Source organism: Saccharopolyspora sp. NPDC049426, assembly GCF_040676935.1.
Taxonomy (GTDB): domain Bacteria; phylum Actinomycetota; class Actinomycetes; order Mycobacteriales; family Pseudonocardiaceae; genus Saccharopolyspora.
Genome location: NZ_JBFAPZ010000003.1, coordinates 153,928 through 170,237 on the forward strand (window position 1 = coordinate 153,928; position 16,310 = coordinate 170,237).

General features: G+C 67.5%; 18 protein-coding genes and 1 pseudogene. 10 read left to right on the forward strand and 9 right to left on the reverse strand.

The window, feature by feature from the left end:
- From AB0J78_RS06860 to AB0J78_RS06875, 4 genes are read right to left on the reverse strand one after another with little or no spacing between them, the layout of a single operon-like run.
- Positions 1-1,161 carry an extracellular solute-binding protein gene (locus AB0J78_RS06860; RefSeq protein WP_363787700.1) on the reverse strand — a complete coding sequence of 387 codons (1,161 nt, stop codon included), beginning with the start codon at positions 1,159-1,161 and terminating at the stop codon, positions 1-3.
- Positions 1,154-2,917 (reverse strand): iron ABC transporter permease, encoded by a 1,764-nt coding sequence (locus tag AB0J78_RS06865; RefSeq protein WP_363787701.1) that lies wholly within the window; start codon positions 2,915-2,917, stop codon positions 1,154-1,156. The genes AB0J78_RS06860 and AB0J78_RS06865 overlap by 8 nt, the downstream gene beginning before the upstream one ends.
- Entirely contained in the window at positions 2,914-4,047 is a 1,134-nt protein-coding gene (locus AB0J78_RS06870) for an ABC transporter ATP-binding protein (RefSeq protein WP_363787702.1), read from the reverse strand. The genes AB0J78_RS06865 and AB0J78_RS06870 overlap by 4 nt, the downstream gene beginning before the upstream one ends.
- 53 nt (positions 4,048-4,100) lie before the next feature.
- Positions 4,101-5,495 carry an MmgE/PrpD family protein gene (locus AB0J78_RS06875; RefSeq protein ID WP_363787703.1) on the reverse strand — a complete coding sequence of 465 codons (1,395 nt, stop codon included), beginning with the start codon at positions 5,493-5,495 and terminating at the stop codon, positions 4,101-4,103.
- Positions 5,496-5,660: 165 nt separating this feature from the next.
- Between AB0J78_RS06875 and AB0J78_RS06880 the strand changes: the two genes are divergently transcribed.
- The 5 genes from AB0J78_RS06880 (at position 5,661) to AB0J78_RS06900 (ending at position 9,901) form a co-directional block, all read left to right on the forward strand.
- On the forward strand, positions 5,661-6,362 hold the full coding sequence (locus AB0J78_RS06880) for a GntR family transcriptional regulator (RefSeq protein ID WP_363787704.1): 702 nt from the start codon (positions 5,661-5,663) through the stop codon (positions 6,360-6,362).
- A gap of 127 nt (positions 6,363-6,489) precedes the next feature.
- Positions 6,490-7,062 (forward strand): carboxymuconolactone decarboxylase family protein, encoded by a 573-nt coding sequence (locus tag AB0J78_RS06885; RefSeq protein WP_363787705.1) that lies wholly within the window; start codon positions 6,490-6,492, stop codon positions 7,060-7,062.
- A complete protein-coding gene (locus AB0J78_RS06890; RefSeq protein ID WP_363787706.1) occupies positions 7,062-7,862 on the forward strand; it encodes an SDR family oxidoreductase in 801 nt (266 codons plus the stop codon). Before AB0J78_RS06885 ends, AB0J78_RS06890 begins: the two co-directional genes overlap by 1 nt.
- Before the next feature lie 270 nt (positions 7,863-8,132).
- Entirely contained in the window at positions 8,133-8,597 is a 465-nt protein-coding gene (locus tag AB0J78_RS06895) for a VOC family protein (protein WP_363787707.1), read from the forward strand.
- Positions 8,598-9,109: 512 nt separating this feature from the next.
- Positions 9,110-9,901 carry an acetoin reductase gene (locus tag AB0J78_RS06900; protein ID WP_363787708.1) on the forward strand — a complete coding sequence of 264 codons (792 nt, stop codon included), beginning with the start codon at positions 9,110-9,112 and terminating at the stop codon, positions 9,899-9,901.
- Positions 9,902-9,983: 82 nt separating this feature from the next.
- Here the strand turns inward: AB0J78_RS06900 and AB0J78_RS06905 are convergent, their stop codons facing one another.
- Together AB0J78_RS06905 and AB0J78_RS06910 are read right to left on the reverse strand one after the other, a co-directional pair.
- On the reverse strand, positions 9,984-10,259 hold the full coding sequence (locus AB0J78_RS06905; RefSeq protein WP_363787709.1) for a hypothetical protein: 276 nt from the start codon (positions 10,257-10,259) through the stop codon (positions 9,984-9,986).
- Complete coding sequence (locus tag AB0J78_RS06910; protein WP_363787710.1) at positions 10,256-10,687, reverse strand: zinc finger protein; 432 nt, start codon at positions 10,685-10,687, stop codon at positions 10,256-10,258. The genes AB0J78_RS06905 and AB0J78_RS06910 overlap by 4 nt, the downstream gene beginning before the upstream one ends.
- A gap of 9 nt (positions 10,688-10,696) precedes the next feature.
- Here AB0J78_RS06910 and AB0J78_RS06915 point away from each other — a divergent pair, with 9 nt between their 5' ends.
- From AB0J78_RS06915 to AB0J78_RS06925, 3 genes are read left to right on the forward strand one after another with little or no spacing between them, the layout of a single operon-like run.
- Positions 10,697-10,903 (forward strand): hypothetical protein, encoded by a 207-nt coding sequence (locus tag AB0J78_RS06915; protein WP_363787711.1) that lies wholly within the window; start codon positions 10,697-10,699, stop codon positions 10,901-10,903.
- A complete protein-coding gene (locus tag AB0J78_RS06920) occupies positions 10,903-11,421 on the forward strand; it encodes a DUF6879 family protein (protein WP_363787712.1) in 519 nt (172 codons plus the stop codon). Before AB0J78_RS06915 ends, AB0J78_RS06920 begins: the two co-directional genes overlap by 1 nt.
- Positions 11,422-11,437: 16 nt before the next feature.
- Positions 11,438-12,289, forward strand: coding sequence for a helix-turn-helix transcriptional regulator (locus AB0J78_RS06925; RefSeq protein ID WP_363787713.1), 852 nt, complete (start codon positions 11,438-11,440; stop codon positions 12,287-12,289).
- A gap of 10 nt (positions 12,290-12,299) precedes the next feature.
- Here the strand turns inward: AB0J78_RS06925 and AB0J78_RS06930 are convergent, their stop codons facing one another.
- The 3 genes from AB0J78_RS06930 to AB0J78_RS06940 are packed head-to-tail and all read right to left on the reverse strand — an operon-like array spanning position 12,300 to position 15,343.
- Complete coding sequence (locus AB0J78_RS06930) at positions 12,300-13,160, reverse strand: alpha/beta hydrolase (RefSeq protein WP_363787714.1); 861 nt, start codon at positions 13,158-13,160, stop codon at positions 12,300-12,302.
- 48 nt (positions 13,161-13,208) lie between these two features.
- The gene (locus tag AB0J78_RS06935) at positions 13,209-14,459 is read right to left on the reverse strand and encodes an NADH:flavin oxidoreductase/NADH oxidase family protein (protein WP_363787716.1); all 1,251 of its coding nucleotides are present in this window, start codon (positions 14,457-14,459) and stop codon (positions 13,209-13,211) included.
- 35 nt (positions 14,460-14,494) lie between these two features.
- Positions 14,495-15,343: an alpha/beta hydrolase gene (locus AB0J78_RS06940; protein ID WP_363787717.1), complete on the reverse strand. Its 849-nt coding sequence runs from the start codon at positions 15,341-15,343 to the stop codon at positions 14,495-14,497.
- A 140-nt stretch (positions 15,344-15,483) separates the two neighbouring features.
- On the opposite strand from AB0J78_RS06940, the pseudogene AB0J78_RS06945 reads away from it, so the two are divergent.
- Both AB0J78_RS06945 and AB0J78_RS06950 read left to right on the forward strand, forming a co-directional pair.
- Positions 15,484-15,606: pseudogene (locus AB0J78_RS06945) on the forward strand (TetR/AcrR family transcriptional regulator); the annotation flags it as partial.
- 316 nt (positions 15,607-15,922) lie between these two features.
- Complete coding sequence (locus AB0J78_RS06950; RefSeq protein WP_363788142.1) at positions 15,923-16,066, forward strand: hypothetical protein; 144 nt, start codon at positions 15,923-15,925, stop codon at positions 16,064-16,066.
- The last annotated feature ends 244 nt before the right edge of the window (positions 16,067-16,310 follow it).

Below are 16,310 nucleotides of genomic sequence, written 5' to 3' on the forward strand. Positions count from 1 at the left end.
TCAACCGATGAAGTTGAACTTCTGCTTCCACAGCGCCTGGTCGGCCTTCGCGTGGCGGGCGAAGCCCTCCTCGTCGAGCAAGTGGAAGCGTGGTGAGTCGGCGGTCGGCAGCTCGTACTCCCCGGCGCGAACCGGGCCCACGTCGGTGCGGACCGGGACGAAACCCTGAGAACCGACGAACCGCTGACCGGACTTGGACAACGACCAGTTGGCGAAGACCTGGGCGGCCGGGTTGTCCACCCCCTTCGGGGTCAAGCCCAGCGGACCTTCCGAGGCCGACACGCCTTCCTTCGGGACGACCAGCCGGATCGGCGCACCGTTGGTCTGCGCCCCGAACGCGTTGTTGAAACTGACGGTCGCGATGGAGATCTCGCCGCGCGCGAGGGCATCCACCTCCGTCGAGGTGGAGTTGAACACCCGAGGATCCTGCGCGGCCAAGCGGTCGAGGAATCCGACCCCGAACTGCTCGATCTGGAACCGCGTGAGCGCGCTCAACGTGCCACCCGTGGTGATCGCCACGATGCCGAGCTCGCCCTGGTACTTCGGATCGGTGAGGTCTTCCCAACCGTTCGGCGGGTTCTCGGTGTGGATGGCCGAGTTGTAGGCCATCGCGTTCACGAAGTAGTAGCCCGGGAACCAGTTGGCATCGACCGTGGCCCAGGCTGCTGCCAGCTTGTCGTGGAAGGGCGTCCGGTACGGCACGTAGAGCCCCGCCTCACCGAAGTTCCGCGCCGTTCGGGGGTCGGTCAGCCGGATCACGTCGGCTCCGAGACGACCTGCCCCGTGCTCGGACAACGCCCGCTCGGCGAGCTTGTTGTTCGGCAAGCGGGTCAATTCGACCGGGATGCCGGTCTCAGCGGTGAACCGCGCCACGGTGAGGTCCTCGGCCTCCTTGCCCGCTGCCGAGTACAGCACGACCTTCTTGCCCTTCGCGGCGTCGTAGAGCGCCTTGTCGGCGATCTGCTCACCATCGATGGTCAAACCGTTGCTGGTGTCCACCTGCGCCGGTGCGAGCAGCTTGGCCGCACGAGCGGTCGGTGTGTTGTGCACCGAGCCCCCGCAAGCCGAGACGAGCAGGATCGCGGCGGTGATCAAGGCCAACATCGCGGTGCCGCGCCGCTGACCGGAGCAGACGTGGGAAAACTGGGTCGTCTCAGGCACCGTGGCCTCCCGAGCCCGCACCGAACCGGCGGGGCAGGTAGCTGAGCAGGAACATGATCGCGCAGTAGATGAGCGCGGTAGCGGAGGCTTCGTTGAGCGCACCGCCGTTCTCGAACTGGTCGTAGATGGCGATCGACAGGATTTCGGTGTCGGTGGTGTAGAGGAACAACGGCACGGTCAGCTCGCGCATGCTCAGCATGAGCAGCAGGAGGAACGTCGACAGCACGGACACCCGAAGCAGCGGCACGGTGATCACGGCGATCGCCCGGCTGCGGTGAGCACCGAGCATCACGGCGCTGTCCTCGAGGTCGCGGTCGGTGGCGCGGATCGAGGCGGCGATCCCCCGGAATCCCTGGGGCATCTGAACAGCGACGAACCCGATGATCAGCACCCAGAGCGTGCCGTAGACCGGCAACGGCATGACCAGCCAGGTCCAGAGCAAACCGATCCCGAGCACGACGTGGGGAATGGCCAGCGGGACCATCGACACGTTCTCCAGCGCACCGCGACCCCACGATTTCGTCCGGTAGACCACGTAGCCGACGACGAAGGCCAATGCCGTGCCGGCGGAGGCGGCGGCGAGCGAGACCACGACGCTGTTGGTGGCCGCGCCGAGGAAACCTTCGGACGACACCGCCTCGGAGAACGAGCTGACATCGACAGCACCCGGCTCGGTCAACGAGACGAACGAGCTCATGTACGGGGAACTTCGAACCGCCGACAACAGCAGAGCCGACAACGGCAGCACGATCGACAGAACGAAGTAGACGACAGCGGCGACCAGGGCCGGAGTGCGCCACCGGCCGAGCGCGATCTTCCGAGCTTTCACGCCCTTGCCCGACACCGTCGTGAAGGACCTCTTGGCCAGGTAGCGGCGCTGCATCCACGTCACCGCCAGCACCACCGCGACGAGCACGATCGCGATCACCGCCGCCTCGTTGCCCCGCGACGGAGTGGAGTTCATCAGCTTGTAGATGAAGGTCGGCAGCGTGTCGATCCCACCTGGCGTCGCCAACACCTGGGAGACCGGGAAGTTCTCGAAGACCAGCACGAAGATCAGCAACCCGGAGCCCATGATCGCGGGCAGCGACAGCGGCACGGTGACCGAACGGATCGTCCGCCAGGGCGCGCTGCCGTGCACGCCGGCGGCGTCTTCGAGGTCCGGGTTCATCAGCGACATCGAGCTGTGGATCATCAGGAAGGCGTAGGGCGCGTAGTACATCGCCATCACGACGACGACTCCGACGATCGTGTAGACGTTGACGACCGGCCCGGTCCCACCTAAGTCGCGGACCGCCACGTTGATCAGGCCGGCCCCCGGGCTGGCCAGGATCGACCAGGCCAACGCGCCCACGTAGGACGGCAGGAACAGCGGCATCAGGCCGATCAAGTAGAGGAACCCGCGAGCTCGGACGTTGGTCCGCGCCGCCAGGAAGGCCAGCGAACCGCCGATCAGCAGCGCGAGCACCGTCGCGCCGGCCGCGATGAGCAGCGAGTTCAGCGCTGCGGTGAGCACCCCTTCAGCTGCGAGGACCCGCAGGTTCGCCAGCGTGAACGACAGGTCGGCACTTCCCGGCCGCGGCACGTCGGTGGCGAAGGCGGCCACCACGATCAGCAGGGCCGGAACGAGGACCAGGAAGGACACGAAGGCCAGCAACGGCAGCCCGAGGACTCGGGTACGCAGCGGCACAGGACTGCGGCGTCTGCGACCCATCGGGGCTTCAGGGCGCGCGGGTCTGGTCGGTGTGGTGGTCATACCGCGACGACCTCCTGCGCCTGCTGGACCTCGGTCACGTCTTCGGGCAGCAGCCGGACAGCACGCGGGTCGACATCGATCGACACCGCGGATCCGGTGGTGAGCGTCCCGGTGGCCGGCGGAGGGCAGATCGCCTCGATCGCCAGGCCTGAGCCGGTGCGCACGGTGCAGCGGATCGAAGAGCCTTGGAACACAGCGACTTCCACGGTCCCGCTCATCCGGTTCGACGGACGTGCACTGCCCTCCTCGGCCGTGGCCGCCGGAGTGACGCGGACGTGCTCGGGTCTGATGCAGGCGAAGCGCGTGCCCGCCTGACCGGCCTCGGCCTCGTCGACCACGAGCCGGCCGCCCTGACCTGATAGTTCCGCGCTGTTCCCGTTGAGGCTGGCGACCTCGAAGACGTTGGTGACGCCGAGGAAGCTCGCGATCGACGCGCTGGACGGAGCCGCGTAGATCTCCTCGGGCGTCCCGAGCTGGGTGATCCGACCGCCCTGCATGATGGCGATGCGGTCGGCCAACGCGAGGGCCTCCTGCTGGTCGTGGGTCACGTAGAGGCTGGTCAGCCCGCGCTCGAGCTGGATCCTGCGCAGTTCGACCCGCAGCTCGTCGCGCAACCGCGCATCGAGGTTGGACAACGGTTCGTCCAGCAGCAGCACCGCGGGCTCCATGGCCATCGAGCGCGCCAGCGCGACCCGCTGCATCTGGCCGCCGGACAACATGCTCGCTCCGCGTTCGCCCAGGTGCTCCAGGCCGACGACCTCGAGCACGCGGATCGCTTGGCGGCGGGCTTCGGCTCTGCCAACACCCTTCATCTTCAAGGGGAACGCGACGTTGTCGAGGACCGTCATGTGCGGCCACACGGCGTAGGACTGGAAGACCATGCCGACGTTGCGCTTGTGCGACGGGATCGACGTGCCTCTCGTGCCGTCGTACACGGTCCGGTCGCCGATGGTGATCCGACCGCCGGATGGGGATTCGAGACCGGCGATGCACCGCATGGTGCTCGTCTTCCCGCACCCGGACTGGCCCAAGAGGACGACGGAACTGCCGTCGGGGATCGTCAGGTCCAAGTTCTTCACCGCTCGGTGCTCCCCGTAGGTGAGCTCCAGCGCTTCGACACCAACCTTCATTGGATGGCTCCTCGCAAGTGGTCCGGTGGTCGGTCGTGGTGGGGGCGCGCTGGTCAGCCGACGACGAGTGCGCTGGACCGGATCGCCCGGTCGATGTCGGCCAGGAAGCCCAGATCGCCGAAGGCCTGGACAGCGGTGATGAGGTCGGTGGTCGCCGCCGGACCCACCACCGGTTCGCACAATCCGCGCACCTTGTCCTCGAGCGCTTCATCGGACAGCGGGTTCGCCGGTTCTCCGTACGGGTGCTGCACCCAGGTGGTGTGCGTGCGCCCGTCGCCGAGCTCGAGGGTCGCCCGGGCGGGGCGGCCCGACCGGGGGTAAGCGGCATCGGCATCTGGATCAACAGTCACCGAGATGCGCTCCATCAGGTCCCGCACAGCGCTGTCGGCGCGCGCTGCGGGATCGAAATCAGTCAGGGTCACCGCGCCGCGGAGGAGAGCGGTGGCGACCGTGTAAGGCAGGCTCAGCTGCGCCTGCAGCGTGGTGCTCATGTCAGTTCCGGCGTGCCGAGCGGCGATCGGGAACGTCTCGACCTTCACCGCGGTGATGTCAGCGGGATCGATCGCGTGCTCGCGCCGCAGCTGCAGCGCACCGTCGATGGCACCGTGGAGGTGGCGGCAGCAGGGGTAGGGCTTGACGTAGGTCTTCAGCAGGACCCACTCCTGACCGAGCCCGTCGGTGATGCGCTCTGGGAACCACGCCTCGCCGACCGCACCAGCATAGGCCGCGAAGTAGCCGTCGGTCCCTTCCAAGACAGTGGTCGGCCCGGTCAGTCCCGCGGCGGCGAGATCCGCCGCGGCGATGCCATCGCGCGCCGCCTTCCCGGGGTGGAAGCGCTTCACCTCGGCCGAGCCACTGAGGAACTCGAACAACCCGCCAGCGTGCGAACCGGCGATGCCGAGCGCGTTCGCGGTCTCGTCCTCCGACAGTCCGCGGAGCACGGATGCCGCAGCGGTCGCACCGAAAACGCCTGCCAGCGGGGTGTTGTGGAAGTGCCGGTTGCGGGTGGCGGGGTGGCCGGCAGCGGCGATCCGGCACGCCAGCTCCATGCCGATGGCAGCAGCCATCCGCACGCGCTCCGCATCGGCGCCAATGCTCTGCCCGAGGCCGAACACCGTGGGCAGCACCACCGAGGTGGGGTGCATGCTGCCCGGTGTGTACCCCTCATCGGACTCGATGCCGTGGCCACTGGTGCCGTTGACCAGCGCCGCACCGAGCACCGATGAGCTCCCGTGCCCGATCGAGGTCGCCACGTCGCCGGGATACAGGGCCGCAGCGTGGCGTGCGACCGCGACGGACACCGGCCTCACCGAGCTGGCGACCATGCCGGCGACGGCATCGAGGGTCAACCGGCGCAGGTGACGGTCCAGGTCTGCCGGCAGCGGCTGCGCCTGTTGCTCGACGATCCACTGCGCGACGTGCCTGGTCAGTCCCGTCTGTGCGTCCATGGACTTCTCCCGCTAGGTGATCGGGCCGCCCTCGTTGGCGGCAGCCAAGAAGCTACATACTCTATAGAGTGTTGTCCATGGATTAGACTCGGTTACCGTGGGTAAGTCGATAGGCAATAGACTGTTGACCGCTTGGTCACGGGTGCACGAACGGAAGGGCGACACATGAGCTTCGGCAACGCGGACTCCCCTCCTCAGAGCCGCACCGCCTGGGTCGCCGACCGGATCCGCGAGGACGTCGCGGCCGGCACGCTCCGGCCCGGTGAGCTCATCAAGCAGACGGTCCTGGCCAAGCGGTACGGAGTCAGCCCCACACCGGTCCGCGAAGCGCTGCGCATCCTGGAAGCCGACGGCATGATCGTCTACTCCACCCACAAGGGCGCCTCGGTCCGCGAGATGACCCCGGACACCGCGGCGGACCTCTACCGGCTGCGTGCGGCCGTGGAATCCGTGGCCTCGGAGATGGCGGTCGAGCGGATGACTCCGGAGAAGCTGCAGGAGATCGAGCAACAGCACGCCGAGATCGACCGCGCGCTCCGTGACGGAGCCGCTCCCGCCGAGCTGTCACGCCTCAACAAGCAGTTCCACTTCACGATCTACGAGCAGGCATCGCCGCTGGTCCTGCAATACGTCGAGACGCTGTGGGTCCGCTTCACCCCGCCTGCCACCATCTGGGGAAGCAAGGACGCCGCCGAGGCGCTGCAACGCGACCACGACGCGATCCTGAAAGCCTTGCGGGAAGGCGATGCCGCCTCGGCCGCCAGGCTGGCCGCCGAACACGTCGAGCACGCCGCCGCCATTCGCGCGGCGAACCCGGAGCTGCGTGCCGCCGGCGGGCAGGATCGTGAAGACGTCACCAACATCTGACCGCGGCTCGCACATCGTCCTACTGGTTCTCCGCCGCTCATCGCGCACAGCGCCTCGGAGATGACGGTTCTCGGCGGCACCCCTGTCTCTAACACCGAACGTGAAGACGACGAGGACTAGGAGCCCCATGGCCCGCCTGGACTACGCCAGTTCCGACACCCCGGCAGGCCCGGACGGGCCCATCATCGATCGGATCCGCACTCGCCGTGGTGGCACGCTGCGGCCCCTGGACTTGATGCTGCTCCACAGCCCACCGCTGGCCGACGGCTGGAACGACTTCCTCGGCGCCGTCCGGTCCGGCACGATTCTGGCAGACGACGTGCGCGAGCTCGCGATCCTGCGGGTCGCCGCGCTCAACGACGCGCAGTACGAGTGGGACGCCCACGAGCCGCTCGGCCAGGCCGGTGGTCTCACCGATTCCGACCTCGCAGTGCTGCGCGGCGAACCGCGCTCGGACCGGCTGGAACCGCGACTGGCCGCCGCGCTCGCCTACACCGATGCGATGACGGCTGAAGTCTCGGTTCCGGAGGACGTTTTCGATTCCCTCCGCCGGCACTTCAACGAGCGCGAGGTCGTGGAGCTCACCGTCACCGTCGGCGCCTACAACCTCGTGTCGCGGGTCCTCGTGGCGCTCGAAGTGGGACAGGAGGAACCCCCGAGCAGCCCGAACACCGGCGGAGAAGATCAGGAGCGGGCGTGATGGGCGGCAGGTTGGACGGCAAGATCGCGATCGTCACCGGTGCGGGCAGCGTGGGTGATGGATGGGGAAACGGGCGTGCGACCGCCTACGTCTTCGCCCGCGAAGGTGCCCAGGTGCTCGCGGTTGATCGCGACCCGGAGGCGCTGGGGGCGACGTTGGAACTCATCGCCGAGGAAGGTGGCATCGCGCAGGGACACGCCTGCGATGTCACCGATTCCGATCAGGTGGCAGGCATGGTGCGCGCAGCGGTCGACACGTTCGGAGGACTCGACGTACTGGTCAACAACGTCGGCGGCTCGAAGCACGGAGGCCCGACCGATCTCGACGAGGAGGGCTGGCGTGCACAGCTGGAGTTGAACCTGACCAGTGCCTACCTCGGCTGCCGGCACGCGATCCCGGTGATGCGCGAACGCGGCTCCGCGGCGATCGTGAACGTCGCATCGACCTCAGGGCTGCGGTTCACGGGGTCTCCACAAGTCGCCTACGCGTCCTCCAAGGCAGCGGTGATCCAGCTGTCCAAGGTCACCGCCGTCGAACACGCACCGGACCGAATTCGCGTCAACACGGTGGTTCCGGGCCAGCTGCACACCCCGATGGTCGAGACCCGTTTGGCCGGGCAACGCACCGGTGGAAACGTCGACGAGCTCTTGGCCCAGCGACTGTCCCGGATCCCGCTCGGATTCATGGGCGACGGCCTCGACACCGCGCACGCCGCGCTGTTCCTGGCCTCCGACGAGTCCAGGTTCGTCACCGGCACCGAGATCGTCGTCGACGGCGGCATGACCGCGCGCTGCGACTGAGCGGCCGAAAGTCGTCGGCCGACGAGAGCCGCACCAGCGCGCACCATTTCGGGCCGGCGAGTGGAAAGAGGTGTTCGCGACCGATTCGGCCGCACGCGGTCAGCCCAACATCGATCGAGAAGTCCAGGTGCAACAGGGTTTCCGCCCGTCAACCGACGATCGCCCGCTCACGGCGGCCGGAAAGCGGACCTCGCAGGAGCCGCGTAGCCTCGCACTCGGCGCCCCCGAAGCGCCCAGCGCGGGGCCGCGCCGCTCACACGAGGGGGAACCATGACGGATGTTCAGTCGATCCCGCAGAACTTTCCGCGGGTCACACCGTACCTGTGCGTCGACGACGCCAAAGCCGCGATCGATTTCTACTGCCGGGTGCTCGGCGCGACCGAGCGCATGCGAATGCCGATGCAGAACGGCAAGATCGCGCACGCTGAGATCACCATCGGCGACGCGGTGATCATGCTCGCCGATGAAGCACCTGACATGGGCGCCCGCAGTCCGAAATCCATCGGCGGGTCGCCCGTGATGCTCTACGTGTACGTCGAAGACGTCGACCGGGTGTTCAACGAGGCCGTCCAGTCCGGCTCCACGGTGCTCAACTCGGTGGAGGACAAGTTCTACGGCGATCGAAGCGGCGAGTTCGAAGATCCCTTCGGGCACTGCTGGAGCATCGCCACGCACGTCGAGGACGTGTCCGACGAGGAGATGTCTCGACGCATGGCTCAAGCCATGAGCGGCTGAGCCGATCCACCCTGAGCTACCCACCGCGGTCAAGTGGCCCCGGTGTCAAGAAGACGATCGACTCACCGCTGATCCACGGCGAGACCACGACCAGCGACCCGACGATGCACGGCTACGCGCTCTCGGGTTGCGGGTGGAGCTGCTCGATCCGGTCGCGTGCGGTGCACATGCCCCAGTATTGCTCAGCGAGGTCGTCAGGATCGGCGACCGCGAAGCCCTGAGAAGCATCCAAAACACGTCCAAGAACAGGCGCCTCCCAATCGCGGGTGCGCGCGCATCACCCCGCCCAAGCCTGAGGTGGACAGACGAAATCCGCTTCGGCCTCGGCTGTCTCAAACTGAGACAACCGACGCCTGACCCGGGCGAGCCTGCCTGCCTAGCCTCGCTGGTGATGTGAACGGGACCACACGCCGGGCTCGCGAGCCCGACATCGGTTCCGGCAAGTCTCACGCCCGGACACCGCCCCACGACGGCGCTCGGGCATGAACCGCCACGAGGAAGTGGAGAACTCCATGGCTGCTCACAACAAGTCGCGCGTCGTGCTCGTCACCGGTGCCGCCCGGGGCATCGGCAAGGGGATCGCGCTGCGGCTCGCCGCCGACGGCCACGACGTCGCCGTCAACGACATCGAGGCCAACAGCGACCAGCTCAAGGCCGTCGCGGACGAGATCACCGGTCTGGGCAGGCGCTCGGCCGTCGCGATCGCCGACGTGGCCGACCCTGAGGCCGTGCAGCGCATGGTGGACGGCGTGGCCGACGAGCTCGGCCGGCTCGACGTGATGATCGCCAACGCCGGCGTCGCCCAGGTCAAGCCGCTGCTGGAGGTGACGCCGGAGGAGTTCGACGAGCTCATGTCGATCAACCTGCGCGGTGTCTACCTCTGCTACAACGCCGCGGCCAAGCAGATGATCAAGCAGGGCGGCGGCGGCAAGATCATCGGTGCGGCCTCGATCGTCGGTTACCGCCCGTTCCCGCTGCTGGCGCACTACTCCGCCTCGAAGTGGGCGGTGCGCGGGCTGACCCAGGCCGCCGCGATGGAGTGGGCGCAGTACGGCATCACCGTCAACGCCTACTGCCCGGGCATCGTGGGAACCGCGATGTGGGACCACATCGACGAGAAGCTCGCCGAGCACGAAGGCCTCCGCAAGGGCGCGGCCATCGACAAGTACTCGGAACTGATCCACCTCGGCCGCGTCTCCGTCCCCGAGGACGTCGCGTCGTTCGTGTCCTACCTCGCCTCCAGCGATTCGGACTACATGACGGGCCAGTCGGTGATGATCGACGGCGGCATCCAGTTCTCCTGACCGAGACGCGCAGGACTCCGTCCCATCGGACCGGCAACCCTCCCGGTCCGATGGGACACCTGCGCCGCGTGGATTTGCCACCTCAGCCACGTCGGGACGCAGCTGAGGCATCAATCTCGGCGCCAACCCTCGAAGTGGCGTCAACCCGCTCACCGTCGAGGACCACAGGCCTTTCGTGATTGGCCGCAGAGCGAGCATTGCCGTTGCGCAACGCTGCTACGAGATGGTCGAGGCCATCGGCAAGATTTCCCAGCTCGCCGACTGTGTAGTGCCCTGCGTCAACGTCGTCGACCGCTGTCACCAACATCGCGATCGCCAACTGCATCTGCGCAGCGAGCCGCACATGCTCGCCGGTCACGTTGCCCCCACCACGGGCTTCGCCGCGAGTTCGTGAGCCCGGACATCGCACTCCGAGCAGGTCTCCCACAACCACGCTGCCGTACCCAGCGACGCTGCCAGACCCTCAACACCGCACAACGTGCCGACCACCTCACCGTTGCGCCAACCCCCGGCCGGACGCTTACCCGCGGTGGCGTGCCGATACCCCTCTGCCGGGATCCAGCTGAACGGATGCGGACGGTACGCGTACTCATCACTCTCTTCCATGCGGTTCACGATCCCGCCCTTGGCGAGCAATCTCAAGCAATTCAAGCAATTTCCGACCGTGCGGCAGCCTGTCGAGGGAACCAGGCGCACCCATCCGGGCGAATAACCTGCCGGATCCCCAGATGGCGCGTTGACCATTGCTTGAATTGCTTGCATGATGCTCACTGTGCCGGCGATCATGGAGGAACGATGAAGCTCACCTTCCTGGGGTCCACGAGCATCAACGGCTCGTGCCCGAATCTCTACGCAACCGACCGCGGCACCTACGTCGTGCAGGGCTACAAGATCACCGATCCTGAGGCGCTGGTCGCGCTGCACGACCGCGGCATGCCCGACACCGAGACCGCGGTGGAGATCCCCGCCGCCCTGCTGTCGTTCGCGCCGAAAGACTCCTAATGACACAACTAGTCCGCGGCCGTGATTTCGGGCGCCTCTTCGAGACGTTCCACGAGGTTGCCTGGCGATGGGAGTGCCAGGCCGAATACCGCGAACCGCATGAAGCCGAAGCGTTCCGGCAATTCCTCGCGGGCGAGGAACCGGACATGTCCTTCACCACCGACTGGCTGGCAAACGTCCGCCGCGCAACCGACGATGGCCGACGCTTCGCACGCGTGCGCGCCCTCACCGATCCGCTCAGCGATTACCTGCGGTTCGAGATGTGGGCTGCACCCGCCAACGCTGAGGCCGGGGAAGACATCCGCGTTCTGTCCACCAAGGACAGGCACAGGCTGAACCTGCCCGGTCACGATTTCTGGCTCTTCGATGATGCGTTGGTGGCGATCATGCACTTCGACGACGACGGCATGATCGCGGCCGAACTGCTCGACGACCACGACACGCTCGCCCAGCACCGCAGGTGGCGCGACATCGCGTGGGGCCATGCGGCACCCTTTACAGGCGTCCCGACCCCCTGACCGACGAGATGAGCACGTGAGCACACCCGAACGGCACAAGCTCGAATTCGGCGACCGGCTGCGCGAACTCCGCGAGCGGGCCGGCTACTCCGGCCGGGAATTCGCCACCGCCGCCGGCTGGCAGGCCTCAAAGATCTCCAAGATCGAAAACGGCAAGCAGCTCGCCACCGACGCCGACGTGCTCACCTGGGTCAAGCTCGCACAGGTCCCCGAACCCGCTGCCACGGAGCTACGGGACGAGCTCCGCACCATCCGACTCGAAGCCGCCAACTGGAAACGCCAGCTCCGCACCGGCCACCGACAGCGCCAAGAGCAGAGCCTGTCCACCGAAGCGGACGCCGACACCATCCGCGCCTTCGAGCTCATGGTCGTACCCGGCCTGGTTCAGACCGCCGACTACGCCCATCACGTCCTCAGCACGGCGGCCGCACTGCAGCAAACGCCCACCGACACCGCCGCGGCCGTACAAGTCCGTCTCGAGCGCCAACACGCCCTCTACGACTCGGCAAAGCACGTTGAGCTGCTGATCACCGAATCAGCCCTCCGCTACTTCCCGTGCCCACCTCAAACCATGGTCGCCCAGATCGACCGACTGATCGCCCTCTGCGGGCTGGCCACCGTCCACTTCGGCATCATCCCGCTCAACACACGACTCCCCCACCTACCCGCGAGCGGATTCTGGATCGTGGGCGACACCGCCTTGGTCGAAACCGTCAACACCGAGATCAACACCGACGACCCCGAGGATGTCGCCCTGTACAACCGCCTCACCGACAGCCTCTGGAACGCCGCGCTCCAAGGTGATGACGCCCGCCGCCTCCTCGTCCGCGTCTCCACCGAGATCGCCCAACTCCCCCAGCAGGACTAGACGCTGGGCACTACCGGTCGAGAAATTCGACGGCCGCGCGGGCGAATTCGTCGTGGTGCTGGAACACCCCGCCGTGCCCGGAATCCGGGTAGATGATCAGCTCGGACCCGGGGATCCGGTGCTGGAGGTCGTGGGACAGCACCGAGGGGACCATCCGGTCGTTGTCGCCGTTGGCGATCAGCGTGGGCTGGGTGATCTTCGACAGGTCGGTCGGTGTTGCGAGCCCCCAGCGGGTGATCGCCTTGAGCTGGTTCACGAAGGCCCGCACCGAGATCGGGTCATCGCGGTCGACCGTGCGCTCCCCGAGTCGTTCGATGAACGCCCGACCGGCGCGCTTGCCTTCGGTGTTGCGGTTGAAGAACAGGAACTCCTTGGGATCGGACCGGGTGAGGGTGGCGCGGATCGTGTCGTAGAAGGTCACCGCCGGGACCTTGGCGATGCCCTTGCCGCCCCGCGGTCCGGTGCCGGTCAGGATGAGCCTGCGGATGAGGTCGGGATGCCGCTCGACGAGCACCTGGGCCACGAACCCGCCCAGGGAGAACGACAGGACGTCGATCCTCTCCAGGCCCAGGGCGGTCAGGAAGGCGTAGGCGTCGTCGGCCATCGCCTCGACCGTGGTGGGCGCGGTGCCGGTGGAGGCTCCCACGCCGCGCTGGTCGAAGGCGATGACGTGGTGGCCCCGCGCCACGGCGTCGACCACGCGGGGATCCCAATTGTCCAGGGTCGCGGCCAGGTGGACGAAGAGCACGACCGGAACGCCGCCCTTCGGACCGAGCTCGCGGTAGGCGAAGGTGACATCCCCTGTGGTGATCGTGCGTGATGGGGCGTCGGCGTAGGAGGTGATCACCGAGTCGTCGTCGGAAGTGGTCATGGGTTCTTCCCTCGTTCGCTGTAGGACGTTCTCACTTCTCGTGCGCGATCAACGGGCGCCTCTGCGCTGAGGGCGCAACGAGGCGCGGCCGTTGCGGCGGACCAGGGCGAGCACCGTGGCGAGGCGACCTCGATCGAGGTCGGGCGCACGACCGGCGCCCATGCGGTGAAGCTGGTCGGCGTGCCAGCCCAGGTCCAGCATTCCGTCGAGCGACTTGAGATCAGCGACCCTGCCCAGGACACCGCGCATGCCGAAGCGCAGGCTGCGCGTGCTCAGCGCATCAGCTCGTTCCGCGAGGATCACGTCTGCGGCGTCAGGTGTGGTCGCCGTGGGGCGGCCGAGGCCGACGACATCGCACTCTCCGGTGTGGACCGCCGTCTGCATTCCCTCCCGGGACCGGAAACCGCCGGTGACGGCCAGCGGGATGTCACCGGCGAGTCCGCGAACAGTGCGGGCGTACTCCAGGAAGTAGGCCTCGCGAGCCCGCGTGCTGACCGCTGCCGTGCCCATCATGGCCGGTTGCTCGTAGCTCCCGCCGCTGATCTCGATCAGGTCGAGGCCCTCCCCCGCCAACGCGGCCACGACGTCGCGGGACTCCTCCTCGGTGAACCCACCGCGCTGGAAGTCCGCCGAGTTGAGCTTGATCCCCACCGCGAAACCCGGTGACACCCGAGACCGGATCCGGCGCACGACCTCCAGCACGAAGCGCATCCGCCGCTGCGGATCGCCACCCCAGTCGTCGTCGCGCTCGTTCGACAACGGCGACAGGAACTGCGCGACCAGGTAACCGTGGGCCGCGTGCACCTGCACACCGTCGAACCCCGCCGCCTCGCACACCGCCGCGGAATTGGCGAAGCGCTCGATGATCTCCTCGATCTCCCCCGGCGTCAGCTCACGAGGCGTGGTCGCACCAGGAAGGCTGACCGGGATCGCACTGGGCGCCACCGGGGTGTGCCCGAGTGCCAGCGGGTTCGCCTGCCGACCCGGGTGGTTGAGCTGCACCCAGATCGGAACACCCGCATCGTGGGTGGTCTTGGCCCAGCGGGTCAGGGCGGCGAGATCGCGTTCGTCCTCGATCACGACGTTGCCCGGCTCCCCCAGCTGAGTCCGGTCGACCATGACGTTGCCGGTGATCAGCAGGCCGTAGCCGCCCTGGCTCCAGGTCGTGTACAGCCGTTCCAGCCGTTCGTCCGGGGCGTTGCGCTTGGTGCCGAGCGCTACGCTCAACGCGGCCTTCATGATCCGGTTGGGCAGCACCTGTCCGCACGGCAAGGTCAGCGGGTCGCGCAAGGAGGTCACGAGCAAGTCCTTTCCACAGGTCGTCAGCGGCACGATCAGTCGGCGAGGAAGTCCGTCACCTGGCGGGCGAACGCTTCGGCGCGCTGGAACAAGAAGGCGTGCCCGGCATCGCTGTAAAGCACGAGCACCGCGGAGTCGAGTTGTTCGACTGCGAGGTAGGACGCCTGGGCCGGAACCATCACGTCGTGCATGCCGTTGGCGTAGAGGACGGGCTGCTCGATCGTCTCCAGGTTGGCCCGCACCTGCTCCCACGGAACCGACCACGCCTTGCCGATCGCCTCCAGCTGGCGGTTCGCCGCGGTCTCCGACACCGCCGGGCCACCGGCGGCCAGTCGCTTCGACACCTTCGCCAAGTGCTCGGCGCCCGCGGCACGGGCCGCGTCGGTCTCGGGGTAGAACAGGTACAGCAGATCGTCCTCGTCGGCATCCGGCTTGGCCATGATCTCCAGAACCCGGCTGGCCATCTCAGGCATGTCGGGCGTCATGCCCGAACCACTGCCCGCCACGACGAGCCTGCGGACGAGTTCCGGCCGGCGCAGCGCCACGTGCTGGGCCACCACACCACCCAGGGACCAGCCGAGCAGGTCGACCTGCGACAGGCCCAGCGCCTCGACGAAATCGACAGCGCCGTCGGCGAATTCCTCGACGGAGTCCTGCGGCTCGCCGGTGGTGTAACCGATACCGACGTTGTCGAACATGATCACGTCATGTCCAGCGGCCAGGCGGTCCACGAACTCCGGGTCCCACCAGTCGATGGTGCCGCGGAACCGGTTCAACAGGACCAGCGGGACACCGCCCCGCGGACCCAACCGCCGGTAGGTGAAGCGCGCCGAGCGACCCTCCACCACGAGGTCTTCAGCTTCGTCCGCCAAGTACGTGCTCATGACATCCCTCTCCTCGCGGTTGCGCACCCTCAGGTGCGTTGGTGCGGCCCGGCCAGCATTGGATTACGATCGTAATGTCACTAAGCTAGCACGGACCGTCGGCAGCGAGCCACAGGTCATGGAGCGCGGAGGAGCACGGGGTGCGGTACGGAAAAGAGCACAAGGAAGCCACGCGGCGCAGGATCATCGAAGCCTCCGGCCGGCGGTTCAAGCAGGACGGCATCGACGGCGCCGGCGTCGCCACGCTCATGAAGGACGCGGGACTGACCAACGGCGCCTTCTACACCCATTTCGCGTCCAAGGACGAACTCGTCTCGGCCGCCGTCACCGAGCAGCTGGTCCACCAGCGAACCCAGCTCCGCGAGCAGGCGCCGGACAGGGCCGGGATCGAGCAGTTCATCCGCGACTACCTCTCGCCCGGGCATCGCGACACTCCCGAGCAGGGCTGCCCGTCCGCAGCCCTCCTCGACGAGATCGCGCTGCGACGACACCGTCAAGCAGGCCTACACCGACGGCCTTCTGGACATCGCCGACGACATCGCCGCGCGCCTCGCACCGGACGACCCGCACTCCGCACGCGTGAAGACGCTCAACGCCTTCGCCACACTCATCGGAACTCTCCAGCTCTCCCGCACCCTGGCCGACCAGGAGCTCTCCGACGCCATCCTCGAACAGGGCGTGCGGAACGCCCTCGCAGCACTGGCCCAAACGGACTCGAACTGACGCGCGTGGTCCAGCACGGGGGACGGCGGCCGCTTGCCACCGGATCACAGTGTTGATCAGGGCCCGTCCATCGCACCGACGTGGCATCCAGAGCCGAAATCGCACAGCTGCGCGGCTACGTCCCCGGCGCCCGCCTGTGCCCCGAACGGGCCAAAACATTCGCATTGCCGCGTCGGCCGAGCAGTGACTACGCCGTTTGGAGTAACATCCCGGTGGTTTGCACCACTGGGACGTTGGGCGGGCG

What these genes read in the sequence shown, in the direction of transcription:
- AB0J78_RS06890 (WP_363787706.1), top strand. Translation starts at nt 7,062, where the DNA reads ATGGGCGGCAGGTTGGACGGCAAGATCGCGATCGTCACCGGTGCGGGC.
- AB0J78_RS06910 (WP_363787710.1), bottom strand. Translation starts at nt 10,687, where the DNA reads ATGATCGCCGGCACAGTGAGCATCATGCAAGCAATTCAAGCAATGGTC.
- AB0J78_RS06900 (WP_363787708.1), top strand. Translation starts at nt 9,110, where the DNA reads ATGGCTGCTCACAACAAGTCGCGCGTCGTGCTCGTCACCGGTGCCGCC.
- AB0J78_RS06870 (WP_363787702.1), bottom strand. Translation starts at nt 4,047, where the DNA reads ATGAAGGTTGGTGTCGAAGCGCTGGAGCTCACCTACGGGGAGCACCGA.
- AB0J78_RS06915 (WP_363787711.1), top strand. Translation starts at nt 10,697, where the DNA reads ATGAAGCTCACCTTCCTGGGGTCCACGAGCATCAACGGCTCGTGCCCG.
- AB0J78_RS06940 (WP_363787717.1), bottom strand. Translation starts at nt 15,343, where the DNA reads ATGAGCACGTACTTGGCGGACGAAGCTGAAGACCTCGTGGTGGAGGGT.
- AB0J78_RS06895 (WP_363787707.1), top strand. Translation starts at nt 8,133, where the DNA reads ATGACGGATGTTCAGTCGATCCCGCAGAACTTTCCGCGGGTCACACCG.
- AB0J78_RS06880 (WP_363787704.1), top strand. Translation starts at nt 5,661, where the DNA reads ATGAGCTTCGGCAACGCGGACTCCCCTCCTCAGAGCCGCACCGCCTGG.
- AB0J78_RS06885 (WP_363787705.1), top strand. Translation starts at nt 6,490, where the DNA reads ATGGCCCGCCTGGACTACGCCAGTTCCGACACCCCGGCAGGCCCGGAC.
- AB0J78_RS06930 (WP_363787714.1), bottom strand. Translation starts at nt 13,160, where the DNA reads ATGACCACTTCCGACGACGACTCGGTGATCACCTCCTACGCCGACGCC.
- AB0J78_RS06865 (WP_363787701.1), bottom strand. Translation starts at nt 2,917, where the DNA reads ATGACCACCACACCGACCAGACCCGCGCGCCCTGAAGCCCCGATGGGT.
- AB0J78_RS06875 (WP_363787703.1), bottom strand. Translation starts at nt 5,495, where the DNA reads ATGGACGCACAGACGGGACTGACCAGGCACGTCGCGCAGTGGATCGTC.
- AB0J78_RS06920 (WP_363787712.1), top strand. Translation starts at nt 10,903, where the DNA reads ATGACACAACTAGTCCGCGGCCGTGATTTCGGGCGCCTCTTCGAGACG.